Below are 15,666 nucleotides of genomic sequence, written 5' to 3'. Positions count from 1 at the left end.
CTCATGGCTTATTCAACTTCGACAAAGGTCCCTATGGCTCAAAAAATTGCATTTGGTATTGGAATGTTTGCCAATCAAATGTTTCCTGCCATTTTGGGAATTTTTATGGTAGTACTTGTTGAAGATTTAAAGTTCACAGGTTTGTTATGGGCGATGATTTATTTGTTCCCAAGATTATTTGATGCTATAACAGATCCTATTATGGGATTCATCTCTGATAATACCAAATCTAAATGGGGTAGAAGAAGGCAGTATGTTCTAGTAGGAGGAATTGTAATGGGTATCGCGTACATTTTTATGTGGCAACTATTTAAAGAAAATTCTATTCAGTATAATTTTTGGTACTTCTTTTCGTGGTCTGCGCTTTTTTATCTGGGACTTACTTTATTTAGCGTTCCTTATGTGGCAATGGGCTATGAAATGAGCGAGGATTTTCATGAACGCACTAATATTATGGCGATTGCTCAATGGATAGGTCAATGGGCATGGGTATTTGCGCCATTATTTTGGATTATCATGTATGATGAATCATGGTTTCCATCTGCCGACGTTGCTGCAAGAGAATTAGCGATCTGGGTAGCGATTCCATGTGCTGTTTGTGCCATTGTGCCTGCTCTTTTTATTAAAAGTAAATCTACTTTAAATGAAGATTATGAGCCACTTACATTAAATAATATAGGTGGAAGTTTTATGAAAATTATTGAGAGTTTTAAAGAGGCTTTCAAAATAAAAGAATTTAAAAAGCTATGTATTTCTACCTTCTTTATTTTCAATGCATTCAATACCGTAGCCTCACTTACTTTTTTTGTAATCGTTTATAAACTTTTTAATGGAAATGCAGGTGACGCTGGTATATGGGTTTCCATGTTTGGGTGTTTGGGAGCACTAGGAACCACCTTTTTAGTAATTCCCGTGGTTGCTCGTATGTCAAAGAAATTTGGTAAGAAAAAAGCCTTTATGATTAGTCAGTTCATTTCCATTATAGGATATGTGATGTTGTACTTTCTTTTTATTCCTGGTAAACCTTGGATGTATATCATTGCTTTACCTTTTTTCTCTTTTGGCATAGGTAGTTTATTTACCATTATGATGTCCATGACTGCCGATGTAATAGACATTGATGAATTAAATTCTGGTAAACGTAGAGAAGGGATATTTGGTGCTATCTATTGGTGGATGGTTAAAGTAGGATTTGCTATAGCTGGCGCACTAAGTGGCGTAATTATTTGGATCGTAGGATTTGAAGCCGAAATACCTACAGTGGAACAACAAGCATCTGTCGATGGATTGCACGCATTCTTTTGTTTTTTCCCATTAATAGGAACTCTTATTGCCATGTATGTAATGAAAGACTACAGCGTTACTGAAGACCGTGCCAATGCAATAAGGAAAGAATTAGATAAGAGAAAATCTGATATTGAAAATACAAGGGACACTTATGGTTCAAATAATTTTTTGGATGTCAATTCAGAAATTCAACTAGCGCCTTATACTAGTCCATTTAATTTTGATAGGATTGAGCTACCACAAATTAAACTGATGTTTAGAGCACTTCTAGCTAAAGGAGTTAAGGGATTATCATTTAGTCCCTATGTTAAGGGACAAAATATAGGAGATTTACTTTCTGAAAATCAGATAAGGAGGCGTATGAAAATTATACAACCTCATACTGAGTGGATAAGGTCTTTTTCATGTACGGAAGGAAATGAATTGATTCCCAATATCGCTCAGCAATATGGTACTAAAGTTCTTGCAGGAGCATGGATCAGTGAAGATCTAGAACGCAATGAGCAAGAAATCGAGGCATTAATAAAATTAATTCAAAACGATAAAGTACAGGTTGCTGCTGTAGGTAATGAAGTTCTTTTGAGAAATGATATTTCTGAAGAACAACTTATCGAGTATATAAATCGTGTAAAAGCAGCTACAAATAATAAAGACGTTTTAATAGGCTATGTTGATACCTATTTTGAATATTATCAAAGACCTTTACTAGTTGAGGCTTGTGATATTTTATTAGTCAATTGTTATCCATTTTGGGAAGGAATCGCAATAGATGAATCTTTAGATTATTTAAGAACTATGTATGGTGTTGCCAGCAGTGTTTCTAAAGGTAAAGAAGTTGTTATTGCCGAAACGGGCTGGCCTAGTCAAGGACAGTCGGTGGCGCGCGCACATCCATCTCATTTTAATGCTATCAGATATTTTATTGAAACACAAACCTGGGCTACAGATAATGATGTTTCTGTGTTCCATTTTTCATCATTTGATGAATCATGGAAGGTTCGATTTGAAGGTGAATTAGGAGGAAGATGGGGACTATGGGATGAAAATGAAAAATTAAAATATTAATATGATAATTTAAAATGATTTTGAGATTTGAATGAAACCCTTATTTGTGATAATTAAACTGAAATTTTTAGGCCTTTGGAAATGACATTTTTAATTAAATACAAAATATTTCAAACGATATAGTTGTGTTTTTAAATGAAATTTTCAACTCAACAAAACCTCAACAAACAGGAACTAATAGTGATGAACTATAATATTTTGTCTATGTTAATGATGTGAAAATCAATTAATTGAAAATTGTTGTAATAATAAGAATGTTAATTTTAAACTGTATAATTTATGTATTGTGGATTTATAAGGTAACACAATATCAACATATTAACTTTAAACAATAACTTAAACTCGAAAAAAATGAATAAAATTACTTTTTTACTTTTTGTTTTTATAGGGACCATTGGTTTTTCCCAATCCATGCCTATAGACTTTGAAGTTGCCGAAGATGATGCTTGGGGCGCTTTTAATGGAACAGTGGCTACTGTGTTGCAAGATCCTACGGATGCAAGTAATACCGTTTTAGAAATGATAGGTGCAGGAGTTGATTTTGATGGAGCAGCTCTTAATTTAGATACTTATGTTGATTTATCTGATGATGCTAATAACACCATTTCTTTAAGAATTTGGGCTCCAGATGCCACTACTAGAACACATTTATTGAAATTAGAAGGAGGAAGTTCAGGAGCAACAGAGCTTACCTTTACTACTACTATGATGGGATGGCAAACTGTGAATGTTGATTTTGGACCTGGATTAGGTACTGAATATCCTATCATAGTAATATTCACCGATAGCACTCCTGGAAATACAGCTACAGGAACTTATTATATAGATGATATCAATGGGCCCAACGGAGCAGTAATCCCTAATACTCCAGTGCCAGCAACGGCAGCTCCTAATCCTACAGCACCAGCAGCTGAAGTACTTAGTATTTATTCTGATACTGGTGGATATACCAATACTTGGAATGCTGACTATTCTTTTGGATCAGTGAATACTACTGATTTAGGAAATGGATCGGTTAACAATACTTTATTGTTCAATCTTGCTGCTGGTGGATGGGGACAAGGAACAAATACAGTAACCGACATAAGTGCCTACAACTATTTACAATTTGATTATTGGGCCGATTCTAATTCTACGGAAATTAGATTTTTCTTAATTGATGACAACGGTGGTGTTGTTGAATATTGGTATGAGATTGGTGGTAGTGCTCCGCAAGAAGCGATTGCAAATGACACATGGACTCATGTAGAGATTCCATTGTCTTTCTTTGAGATGAATGCACCTAATAATCAAGCAGGAACTGGTGGTTTTTCTAAGGCAAACTTTCTTCAATGGAAGATAGATGCCTCAGATAATTTACAATCTGATTTTGTTTACGTAGATAATATTTATTTCTCTCAAAATCCAGTAAGCGCAGCACCTACAGCACCTACAGTAGCGGCACCATCGCCTACTGCTCCAGCATCTGAGGTTATAAGTATGTTTAGTAACGTTTATACTGATGTACCAGTAGATACATGGAATACATCATGGAGTGCAGCTACTTTAATGGATGTTCAAATAGCAGGTGACGATGTTAAATTTTACTCTAACCTTAATTTCAACGGTATTGAAACTGTAACTAACTCTATTGATGCTACAACGCCAGGTATGATGTTTTTTAATATGGATGTTTGGACGCCTGATGCGACTGAGTTTAGAATAAAATTAGTAGACTTTTTAGGTGATGGATTTGGTGGAGCAGGTGATACCGAGGCAGAATTAATTTTTACTCCTGCACAAGGTTCATGGGAAACTATTTCCATTCCTTTAGCTGACTTTGCTGCTGCTGGTATGACTTCTTTTACAGATATTAGTCAATTAATCATCGCAGCTCAACCTGCCGGTACGGCAACCGTATATGTAGACAATGTATACTTTTCCCAAAATGCACCAAACTCTACAAGTGGAAATATGCCAGTAGTTGCTGCTCCAGCTCCTACAGCGCCTCAAGTTGATGTAATTAGTTTATTCAGTAATGTATATAATGATGTTCCTGTTGATACATGGAATACTTCATGGAGTGCAGCTACATTTTCTGATGTTCAGGTAGCCGGAGATGACGTAAAACTGTACGAAAACCTTGATTTTAATGGTATCGAAACAGTAGCAAGTCCAATAAATGCTACAGCAGCAGGAATGATGTACTTCAATATGGACATATGGACACCAGATGCAACATTGTTCAGAATAAAGTTAGTTGACTTTTTAGGTGATGGATTTGGTGGAGCAGGAGATACCGAGGCAGAATTAGCATTCACTCCTGCTACAGGTCAATGGGTGACTTTATCTATACCTTTATCTGACTTTAGTGCTGGTGGAATGACTTCATTCTCAGATATTAATCAACTCATAATTTCTGCACAACCAACTGGTGGTGCTACGGTCTATGTTGATAATGTTTACTTTTCTGTAAATCAAGTGGCTAGCAATCAAGATGTTGTTTTAAATGATTATACCGTTTATCCAAACCCAAGCGTTAATCAGTGGAATATTACCTCAAGCAATCAATTAATTGAGGAAATAGCTGTCTTTGATTTAACTGGAAAGATGGTGATGAGCAACAAGGTAAATAGTGAATCAATAACTATTGACGCAAGTTCATTGAGACCTGGGATTTATATAGCACGCGTTACATCGGCTAGCAGTGTTTCAAGTTTAAAATTAGTAAAGGAGTAATTTAGTTTCAAGTTGTAGATTGAAAAAGCCAGCTTTTATAGCTGGCTTTTTTTATTAGATATTATTTTAAAAGCTATCCTAGATCTAAAAACTCATACTTAAAAAATCTTACCTGGATTCATGATCCCTTTAGGATCTAATTGGTTTTTAAGCGCTTTCATTATTGCAATTTCAGAATCTGATTTAGAATATTTTAGGTAGGCCTTTTTATGATTTCCTATACCATGTTCTGCACTTACAGAACCATTTAAAGTTTCAATTTCTTGATATACCAGATGGTCAATGGCTTCTTTGGTTGCTTTACTGGTGTCATTTTTTCCTATCATTAAGTGTATGTTACCATCGGCTACATGGCCAAATGCATATACTTGTGTAGCTATTCCGCTTTCGCGAAAGCGTGAGTAACATCTTGCTATGTAACCTCCTATTTCGGGTATAGGAATACTTATATCAAAATGCTGGTCATAAGGCATGAAATCAACCAAATTATTTACGTCTTCTCTTATTCTAAAGAACCAGTCTACCTCGCTTTGTGATCTCGCTATAACGGCATCTTCAATGATTTCTTCTTCCAGTGCATTCTCCAATAAATGCTCTAATAATTGAATGTCCTTATCGGGATGAGCTCCTTGGATTTCGATTAAAACATAATACTCATAGTCATAGGGAAGCGGAGGTCTTACTGCATCACTGACACTTGTTAATTGCTCATAGGTGTTTTTCCAGATAAGTTCAAAACCTGTAAGTTTACCTGATGCTCCTGCATCTATATGTTTAAGTAATTGGATAACGCTCTCATATTTTTTTAATCCAGCATAAGCAGCGTACCTACTTTTAGGTTTCTCTACAAGTTTAACAACTGCTTTAGTGGTTATTCCTAGAGTTCCTTCACTTCCTATAAATAGTTGTTTAAGGTCATATCCACTATTATCTTTAATAATTTTACGTAGGTTGGATACTATTGTACCATCAGCTAGTACCACTTCTAAACCTAGGATTAAATGGCGTGTCACGCCATATTTTAAAACACGCAAACCACCGGCATTAGTAGCAATGATCCCACCAATTTGTGCGCTTCCGCGAGCTCCAAAATTTAATGGGAATAGTAATTCCTGCTTATCTGTAGCGCGATGTAATTCTTCTAGAATAACCCCAGCTTGTACGGTTGCAGTTCGGCTTTCAGAATCAATTTCTTCTATTTGATTCATTCTTTCAAGAGAAATTACCACGTCGTTCTCTTTGGTTTCAGTGCTACCTACAAGATTTGTTAATCCGCCATGTGTTACTACGGCTAGTCCATGATCATGACAAATTTTAAGGATGGTGCTTACTTGTTGGGTACATTCTGGTAATAGGACACAAGCTGCTGCCAGTGGCTCATCCATGTGCCATATATGATGATATCGGCTTTTTAAGCCTGCACCGTGAATGATTTGTTTAGTAGATAGGTGATCGGCAAAAAGGGTATGAATCATCCTTTGAAAATTGATTTCAATACATTCATTAAATGCTGTTCCATGATATCATAACTACCATCGGCAGTAAAAAAGTCTTTAACATCATGTAGGATTTTTTCTACTTGAGGTTTTGAGAGGTTGTTATGTTTAACGTATTCCTCAATGCGAACTATACTTTTATAATCTGCATCACGTCTAAAAATTAATAGCATTTCTTCATATCGCTCTTTATCAAAGTGCGTTTGCATCCACTTTAATTCTTCACAAGATTGAGAAATATCAATTTTTGAACAATACAGAATTAAGTAAACACGAAATTGTTCCATAGTCCAGGATAGGTGGTCGGTAGTCATCATAGCTTGGGATTTATGATTAAATATACAACATAAAGATCTTTTAGTTTAACTTTCTATCCACAATTGACCTCGATGTGGTTTAAGGGCATCTCGCACTGGTGGCATAACATCTTCATTAACTCCTAGAAAAGCGATGTAATGATTTTCATTTAATTTTTCAACACCATTTCCTAGGCTATTAATGCCTTCCATAGTTACATACTCCTTTAAATGAATAAGGTGATGCTGTGCTGTTTTTTGTGCATGAGGACCTTTAAAATCCCAAATTAATTTTAGTTTTCTCATAAGACGTAATCACCTGTTTTTACACTTTTTCCAGTTTCGGCAAATATCTTAAAATCTTGCATATGTTGGAGCGTTTGTGAGGTGAAAACCTTTGGGTTTGCTTTGGCTGCTAGTCGCATCATCCCGGTGAATTTAAAAGTAGAACTAGCTTGCCAAAGGGTCACTCTATGTTGTGAGTTGTTGTTTTTAATTACGCTTTCGCGAAAGCGGTTACATTGTTCATTAACCACTCCACGAGTACGATAAGTCGCTGTCCACAGGTGAGGTAAGTCTATTTGTGTGATTTCCTCAATCATTGAAATAGTAGCAACGCTGGTTTTAATTCTCATACTGCGTTTACTACCTACTTGACCTGTTTGTGAGCTTAAGTTTTTAAAAGAGATAAGCCCTTTTTGCCAGTGCTGAAAATAATCCTGTTCTTTAAATAACTTCATAACCTCATCGATAGGTTTATGAATGGTTATCTCATTTGAAGTTTTGATCATATCATTATGGTCGTAAATTGTTAATAGTACTTAACACTAAGGGGCAGAAAGGACTTTGTATAGGAAATCACATTGGTTATTTTTGCATGCTTATGAATCTGGGCTCTATGAATAAATTATTTGTTTTTTATTTGTAATAGTAAGTAACTTAATACTTGCTCAAAATATTGATGACAAAACATTTTTAGTAATTGATGGTCAAGAATTTGACGCTGGTACTTTCAAGCGCTTGTACTTAAAAAATATTGATATAGTACAGGATGAATCTCAAAAAGACATAGATAATTATTTAGAACTGTACATAGATTATCGTTTAAAACTTATGCAAGCCTATGAACTAGGTCTTGATAAAGAGCCTGAATATTTAAATGAGATAAAAAAACAACGATCAAGTCTAGCGAAGAATTACCTTACTGATAACGAGGTGACTGATGCTTTGGTCCAAGAGGCATACAACCGAAGTATTGAAGAGGTTAACGCCAGTCATATTATTGTTAAACTGGATAAAGGATCTTCACCACAGGATACATTAAAAGCTTACAATAGAATCTACCAACTATATCAAAGAGCACAAAAGGAAGATTTTGCAAAATTAGCACGTGAAACTAGTGAAGGCCCTAGTGCAGGAAATGGTGGTGAGCTAGGATGGTTCGGCGGATTTAGAATGACTTATGATTTTGAAAGTGTAGCTTTTAAAACTCCTGTAGGATCTATAAGTAAACCCTTTAGAACTGAGTTTGGATACCATATTTTAAAGGTGAACGATCGCAGGCCTAATCGTGGTGAAGTTACGGTTGCCCACATAATGACCTTTGATAAACCAAATGCTACAACCCAAGATGCTGCAACAAGAATTCAAGATATTTATAAGCAGTTAGAATCGGGTAAAAATTTTGGAGAATTAGCAAGAGAATTTTCTGATGATTTAAATAGTGCCTCAAAGGGTGGTGAGTTAACTCGATTTGGTACCGGTGGTTTGAATAGTGTCATATTTGTAGATAAAGCCCTTTCTATTGAAAAGGAAGGATCTTATACAAAACCCTTTGAAACCAAATTTGGTTGGCATATTGTAAAATTGTTGGAAAAGCATGACTTGCCAAAATTTGATGAGGTTAAGAAGACTCTAGAAAACAAAATTAAACGTTCTCCTAGGTCAAGAAAGATTACCAAATCATTTGTAAATAAATTGAAATCTAGCTATCAAGTTCCTCAAAAATTGAAGGTGCCAGATTATATTTTAAGGGAATTTAATGATAGCATTCTAACGGGTCAATGGTTGCAAAATGTAGAGGATAGAGAAAGGAAAGTTTTGACTATTAATGATACAGATATCATGTCATTTGACTTTTTCAATTTTGTTGAAAACCAACAAAAGAAGAATCCGCAATTTTACAAAACGGTTAATGAACAAGTTCAGTTTTACTTTGATTTATTTGTTGATGACCAAGTGATGAACTATTATGATAAACACCTAGAGCGTGATAACAAGGATTTTGCATTTGTGTACAACGAGTTTAAGGAAGCAAACCTGCTTTTTAACCTTATGCAGAAAAAAATATGGAACAAGGCAAAGGAAGACAGCATCGGTCAACGAGATTATTACAACAAGCACAAGGAAAAGTATGAGTGGAAAAGAAGGCTGGACATCATTTTGACTCAAAATACTAGTAAAGAGGTTGCTACTGAGGTACAACAAATGCTTAAAGATCAAGTACCAGTTGATGAAATTAAAGAAAGCCTAAATGAAAATGGTAGAGTAAAGGTAATTGTGAGTACTGGAGTAGTAGAAGAGAGCTTTAATAGATTACCAGACAATTTTGAAGTCAAGGAAGGCGTTTCTACTATATATCACAATGAAGGAGATAGTTTTTACAAAGTAGTCTATGTAAAATCCATTAAACCTTCTGCTCCAAAAACCTTTGAAGAAGCTGTAGGTAATGTAATTAATGATTATCAACAGCAATTAGAAAAGGAGTGGTTATCCTCGTTAAGGAAGGATCGTAAAATTAAAGTGAAGAAAAACATCTTCAAGAAAATCAAAAAACAACTAGCAGCTTATAGTGAATAGATATTTATATTTCATATTACTAGTGTTCTCTATCACTTCATGCGATTACTTTGTAAAAGAGGCTGATACTAATGCTGTGGTTACCGTAGGGAAACATATTTTGACGGCATCAGATATCAATGAGCAGCTTCCAAGTGATTATACTGTTGAAGATAGCATTGCAATTATCTCTAGGTACGTTGACAATTGGGCAACCGAAAAACTCATGTATGATCAGGCGTTGTTAAATATAGAAGAAGATAGGCAGGAACAATTAGATCAATTGGTCAATACATATAAAACGGAATTGTTTACACAGGAATATCTTACGAAAGTAATCAAGCAAAATCTTGATACTATCATTAATAAAGAACTGATAGCTGAGTACTATGAAGATAAAAGTGAACAATTTTTACTTAATGAAGACGTCATCCAGTACTTGTACGTTTATGTCGATTACAATTATCCAGACATCAATAAATTGAGAGCGCTTATAGGTAACGCTGGCGAGAAAGAAATCAATCAATTGGATAGTTTGAAGTTAGGATTCAAGAGGTTTTACTTCAATGACACAACATGGGTTAAAAAGAGTGAAGTCTATGACAAAGTAAAGGCTATTAACCCTAATAATGAGAAATGGTACATCAAAGAAGGAAGTTCTTTCAAATTAGAGGACAGTCTTGGTGTATATTTGGTGAAATTCAAAAAAATAAAGAAAAAAGGAGAGGAAGCGCCTTTGGAATACATAGCGCCTGTAATAAAACAGATTTTACTCAATAGAAGTAAAGTGCAGTATGTAAAAAGACTTGAAAAGGATATTTTGAATGATGCAAAACAAAGCAATGAAATTAAAATTTATAAGTAGTGTACTAGCAAGTTTGTGTTTTTGGTTAAATGCAACAGCGCAAACACAAACAGATGTAGCTGCTACGGATCGTGAAAACGTTCAAGAAACGTATTTACAACTACAAGATTCTGTAAAACCTAGTAACACAAACCGTTTTTTGATAGATGGCGTAGCTGGAGTAATCGGTGATTATGTCATATTAGATAGTGATATTAAAAAGCAGCAATCACAAGTTGAGCTACAACAAGGAAATTTAAAACTTTCAAAGTGTGAACTCATTGAAAGTCTTATCCGTGAGAAAATGTATGCCCACCATGCTATTCAAGATAGTATTAATGTTAGTGATGCAGAGGTAAGAAGCCGTACTAATGATATGTTGCGTTTCTTTAGACAAAGATTAGGTAGTGATGAAGAAATAGTAAAATACTACAACAGGGAAAGTATGGATGCCGTTATAGCCGAGCTTAATAAACTTAATCGTGACGGTCTTCTAGCTAACCGCATGCAGCAACGACTTACTGAGCAAGTAGAAATTACACCAGAAGAGGTTAGACAATTTTTCTATAACATTCCAGAGGACGAGAGACCACTCTTTAATACTGAAGTAGAATTTTCTCAAATCATCGTTAAACCACAACCGGCAGAAGAAGATGTTAAGGACGTAATTTCAAAATTAAATAGATACCGTGACGACGTTATAAACAACGGCGGTAATTTTGCTGCAAAGGCTGCATTGTACTCTGATGATACAGGAACCGAAAGACAAGGTGGTATTTTAAGTCTAACAAGAAAGGATCCATTTGTAGCTGAATTTAAAGAAGTAGCTTTTTCAACACCAGAAGGTGAAGTATCAGAACCATTTGAAACTCAGTTTGGGTGGCATATTGTTTATGTAGAAAAAATTCGTGGTGATTATCGTGATGTTCGTCACATTTTATTACGTCCGTTTATCTCTACTACCCAAGTGAATAAGGCTCGTGAAGAACTCGATAAAATGCGTGACAAACTTATCATTGGAGACATCACGTTTGAAGATGCCGCCAAAGAAATAAGCGATGAAGAAGAAACTTCAAAAAATGGTGGAATTTTGACCAATCCATCAACTGGTGATAAAAGATTTGATCTTACAAAAATTGACCCGTCTTTATCAGCTCAGTTGCAATTTCTGGAAGAAGGAGATGTGAGTGGAATTATTGACGAAAAAGACGATTTAGGTAGAGTATATTTCAAGATTTTAAAAGTTAATAAGCGTATTGAGGATCATAAAGCAAACTATACTCTAGATTTTCTTAAAATTAAAGACTTAGCCTTGCAAAAGAAACGTGTAGACAAAATACGTGAATGGCAAGAAGAGAAGTTACAGGATACCTATATTAAGATAGGCGATCAGTTTAAAGAATGTGATTTTGTGGTAGACTGGACAAAATAATTATCAAATAAAGTATGTGATTAGTATGCTTTCGCAGAAGCGAAATAAAAACAATCTAAATTAATAAACCAACAAACTATGTCTGATGTAGCAGCGATTGATAATCTAGTCAAAAAGCACAAAGAATTAAAAAAGGAAATAGGAAAAGTCATCATTGGTCAAGAACGAGTGATCGACGAAATTCTTATCTCCATTTTTTCTGGAGGACATGCTTTACTTGTAGGAGTTCCAGGGCTGGCCAAAACACTTATGGTGAATACAATTTCACAAGCTCTAGGACTACAATTCAAACGCATACAGTTTACGCCAGACCTTATGCCTAGTGATATATTAGGAAGTGAAATACTGGACGAGAATAGGACCTTTAAATTTATAAAAGGACCTGTGTTTTCTAATATTATTCTAGCCGATGAGATTAATAGAACTCCACCTAAAACTCAAGCAGCCTTACTAGAAGCTATGCAGGAGCGCAAGGTTACAGTGTCTGGTCACAATTATGTTTTAGATAAACCTTATTTTGTACTTGCCACACAAAACCCTATAGAACAAGAAGGAACTTACCCTTTACCAGAAGCGCAATTGGATAGGTTTATGTTTTCTATCAAACTCGAATACCCTAGCTTTGAAGAAGAGGTAAATGTTGTAAAATCTACTACAAGCGACCACAAACCAACTGTAAATCCTTTATTCACAGCTCAGGAGATTATTGATTTTCAGCAATTAGTACGCCGTATTCCAGTGGCGGATAATGTCATTGAATACGCAGTAGGACTAGTAGGGAAAACAAGACCTAATGGTGAAAATGTTCCTGAAATTATAAAGGAATATATAGATTGGGGTGCTGGACCACGTGCATCGCAAAATCTTATTCTAGCTGCCAAAACTCACGCAGCTGTTAATGGTAAGTACAGTCCAGATATTGAAGATGTACAAGCCGTAGCAAACGGTATCTTACGTCACCGTATTATTAAAAATTATAAGGCCGAGGCAGAAGGTTATACCGAAGAAAGTATCATTGCCCAGATTCTGTAATAACAATTTCTACTAGAACTAGAAATTAATTAATCGTTTTAAATTTTGGTTAATGCTAATCGACGAAAACGTTGCTTAGCGCTGTCATAGTACTATTCAAGGTGGCTTTAAAATCTTAAGATTTTACGGCTTTATGCTTGTTGAATACTCTCGCTTTCGCGAAAGCAAACCCCATATTATCTCCGTTTTTATTCTATTTAGATTCATTTTATATTGATAATCTATTAATGATAACGAATATTAATTGACTATTTGGTAAATTTTATCTTATCAAATAGTTGATTTAATGGAAATATTTCACTGTTTTTTGATTGTCGTTGATTATTTTCAATTATGAAGTCTGTTTTGTAAATTCGCAACACCTAAAAAACGGATAAAAAACACACATATGGCTTTTGATATTGACATGATAAAAAAGGTGTATGCAAACATGCCAGAACGAGTAGATAAAGCTCGTGAATTGACTGGTAAACCGCTTACACTTGCTGAAAAGATTTTATACTCACACCTGTGGGATGGAAACCCTGAAAAGGTTTTTACACGTGGTAAAGATTATGTAGACTTTGCTCCGGACCGTATTGCTTGTCAAGATGCAACAGCCCAAATGGCTTTACTTCAATTTATGCAAGCTGGTAAGGATAAAGTAGCTGTTCCTACAACAGTGCACTGTGATCACCTTATTCAAGCTAAAGTAGGTGCCGATACGGATCTACAAAATGCACTTAACACAAGTAATGAAGTATTTAACTTCCTTGAAAGTGTATCAAACAAATATGGTATCGGATTCTGGAAACCAGGTGCAGGAATTATTCACCAGGTAGTACTTGAAAATTATGCCTTTCCAGGTGGAATGATGATTGGTACCGATTCACACACTGTAAACGCAGGTGGATTAGGAATGGTAGCAATAGGTGTAGGTGGTGCCGATGCAGTAGACGTAATGGCAGGTATGGCCTGGGAACTTAAATTTCCTAAGTTAATCGGAGTGAGGTTAACTGGTAAATTATCAGGTTGGACTGCACCAAAAGATGTAATCTTAAAAGTAGCTGAAATTCTTACCGTAAAAGGTGGAACAGGAGCTATAGTAGAATATTTTGGACCTGGTGCAAAGAACTTATCTTGTACAGGTAAAGGTACTATTTGTAACATGGGTGCAGAAATAGGTGCAACTACTTCAACCTTTGGATACGATGAATCAATGGAACGCTATTTAAGAGCGACAGATCGTGCAGATATTGCTGATGCTGCAAATGAGGTGAAAGAATATCTTACAGGAGATGATGAAGTATATGCAAATCCAGAACAGTACTTTGACCAAGTAATTGATATCGATTTAGATAAATTAATGCCACATTTGAATGGTCCTTTTACTCCAGATCTTGCTACTGAAGTTGGTACAATGAAACCAAAAGCTGAAGAAAATGGATGGCCTTTAAAGGTGGAATGGGGTCTTATAGGATCTTGTACAAACTCTTCATATGAAGATCTTTCTCGAGCAAGCAGTGTTGCTCAACAAGCACTTGATAAAGGACTTAAAACTAAAGCAGAGTTTGGTATTAATCCAGGATCTGAACAAGTTCGTTTTACTGCAGAGCGTGATGGAATCTTAAAGGTTTTTGAAGATTTAGATGCAAAAATATTTACGAATGCTTGTGGACCATGTATTGGTCAATGGGCTCGTTATGAGGATCCAAAAAATGCACCTAAAAACTCGATCGTTCACTCGTTCAATAGAAACTTTGCCAAGCGTGCTGACGGTAATCCAAACACACACGCTTTTGTAGCTTCACCAGAAATGACTGCTGCAATAGCAATTGCTGGTAGACTAGATTTTAATCCAATTACTGATAAACTTATCAATGAAGATGGAGAAGAGGTGATGCTAGATGAACCTACAGGATGGGAATTACCACCTAAAGGATTTGAAGTAGAAGACGATGGTTACCTAGCACCAGTTGAAGATGGTAGCGGAGTAGAAGTAGTAGTTGCAGACGATTCTGATAGATTACAATTATTGACTCCTTTTGTGCCATTAGGAACTGAAATTACAGGTGCAAAACTGTTAATCAAAGCTTTTGGAAAATGTACTACAGATCACATTTCTATGGCAGGTCCATGGTTACGTTACAGAGGACACTTAGATAACATTGCAAATAATACTTTGATTGGAGCGGTTAATGCTTTTAACAAGCAAACTAACTTAGTGAAAAATCAACTTACTGGAGAATACGATGCTGTACCAAAAGTTCAGAGAGCTTATAAAGCTGACGGTATCAAGTCTGTAGTAATAGGTGATCATAATTATGGAGAAGGTTCATCAAGAGAACATGCAGCTATGCAACCTAGACACTTAGGTGTAGCAGCTGTAATAGTTAAATCTTTTGCTCGTATCCATGAAACAAACCTTAAAAAACAAGGAATGTTAGGTCTAACGTTTGCAAATGAAGCTGACTACGACTTGATCCAAGAAGATGATACTTTTAACTTCTTAGATTTAGATCAATTTGCACCAGATACGCCGCTTACTTTAGAAGTTGTACATGCTGATGGGTCAAAAGATCAAATTAAATTAAATCACACTTATAATAAGGCTCAAATTGAATGGTTCCATAAAGGAAGTGCGTTGAATAAGATTAAAGAAGAAAACGCAGCTTAATT

General features: G+C 35.5%; 11 protein-coding genes. 7 read left to right on the top strand and 4 right to left on the bottom strand.

The features are described 5' to 3' along the window. Positions 1-3 precede the first annotated feature (3 nt). Positions 4-2,352: an MFS transporter gene (locus BST91_RS06685; protein ID WP_085774899.1), complete on the top strand. Its 2,349-nt coding sequence runs from the start codon at positions 4-6 to the stop codon at positions 2,350-2,352. 351 nt (positions 2,353-2,703) lie between these two features. Further along, positions 2,704-5,070, top strand: a complete 2,367-nt coding sequence (locus BST91_RS06680; protein ID WP_085774898.1) for a T9SS type A sorting domain-containing protein — start codon at positions 2,704-2,706, stop codon at positions 5,068-5,070. A 98-nt stretch (positions 5,071-5,168) separates the two neighbouring features. Here BST91_RS06680 and BST91_RS06675 read toward each other — a convergent pair whose 3' ends face one another. The 4 genes from BST91_RS06675 to BST91_RS06660 are packed head-to-tail and all read right to left on the bottom strand — an operon-like array spanning position 5,169 to position 7,653. Next, positions 5,169-6,545, bottom strand: a complete 1,377-nt coding sequence (locus BST91_RS06675) for an FAD-binding oxidoreductase (RefSeq protein WP_085774897.1) — start codon at positions 6,543-6,545, stop codon at positions 5,169-5,171. Continuing rightward, on the bottom strand, positions 6,542-6,883 hold the full coding sequence (locus BST91_RS06670; protein WP_146105019.1) for a hypothetical protein: 342 nt from the start codon (positions 6,881-6,883) through the stop codon (positions 6,542-6,544). Before BST91_RS06670 ends, BST91_RS06675 begins: the two co-directional genes overlap by 4 nt. Positions 6,884-6,928: 45 nt before the next feature. Then, the gene (locus BST91_RS06665; RefSeq protein WP_042279447.1) at positions 6,929-7,168 is read right to left on the bottom strand and encodes a hypothetical protein; all 240 of its coding nucleotides are present in this window, start codon (positions 7,166-7,168) and stop codon (positions 6,929-6,931) included. After that, positions 7,165-7,653 (bottom strand): SRPBCC family protein, encoded by a 489-nt coding sequence (locus tag BST91_RS06660; protein WP_244895706.1) that lies wholly within the window; start codon positions 7,651-7,653, stop codon positions 7,165-7,167. The genes BST91_RS06665 and BST91_RS06660 overlap by 4 nt, the downstream gene beginning before the upstream one ends. A 229-nt stretch (positions 7,654-7,882) precedes the next feature. Between BST91_RS06660 and BST91_RS06655 the strand changes: the two genes are divergently transcribed. The 5 genes from BST91_RS06655 to BST91_RS06635 all read left to right on the top strand — a co-directional run bounded on the left by BST91_RS06655 (position 7,883) and on the right by BST91_RS06635 (position 15,664). Further along, positions 7,883-9,721, top strand: coding sequence for a peptidylprolyl isomerase (locus tag BST91_RS06655; RefSeq protein WP_244895705.1), 1,839 nt, complete (start codon positions 7,883-7,885; stop codon positions 9,719-9,721). Beyond that, positions 9,714-10,565 carry a hypothetical protein gene (locus tag BST91_RS06650; protein WP_157546910.1) on the top strand — a complete coding sequence of 284 codons (852 nt, stop codon included), beginning with the start codon at positions 9,714-9,716 and terminating at the stop codon, positions 10,563-10,565. The genes BST91_RS06655 and BST91_RS06650 overlap by 8 nt, the downstream gene beginning before the upstream one ends. Then, positions 10,543-11,976, top strand: a complete 1,434-nt coding sequence (locus BST91_RS06645; protein WP_152557427.1) for a peptidylprolyl isomerase — start codon at positions 10,543-10,545, stop codon at positions 11,974-11,976. The genes BST91_RS06650 and BST91_RS06645 overlap by 23 nt, the downstream gene beginning before the upstream one ends. A 78-nt stretch (positions 11,977-12,054) precedes the next feature. After that, entirely contained in the window at positions 12,055-13,008 is a 954-nt protein-coding gene (locus tag BST91_RS06640) for an AAA family ATPase (RefSeq protein ID WP_042279435.1), read from the top strand. Positions 13,009-13,396: 388 nt separating this feature from the next. Further along, positions 13,397-15,664, top strand: coding sequence for an aconitate hydratase (locus BST91_RS06635; protein WP_085774894.1), 2,268 nt, complete (start codon positions 13,397-13,399; stop codon positions 15,662-15,664). Positions 15,665-15,666: the final 2 nt, after the last annotated feature.

Origin of the sequence: Nonlabens tegetincola, from assembly GCF_002117085.1 — a bacterium.
Taxonomy (GTDB): domain Bacteria; phylum Bacteroidota; class Bacteroidia; order Flavobacteriales; family Flavobacteriaceae; genus Nonlabens; species Nonlabens tegetincola.
The sequence above is the reverse complement of the archived record's forward strand: the minus strand, read 5'-3'. Positions and strand labels throughout refer to the sequence as shown.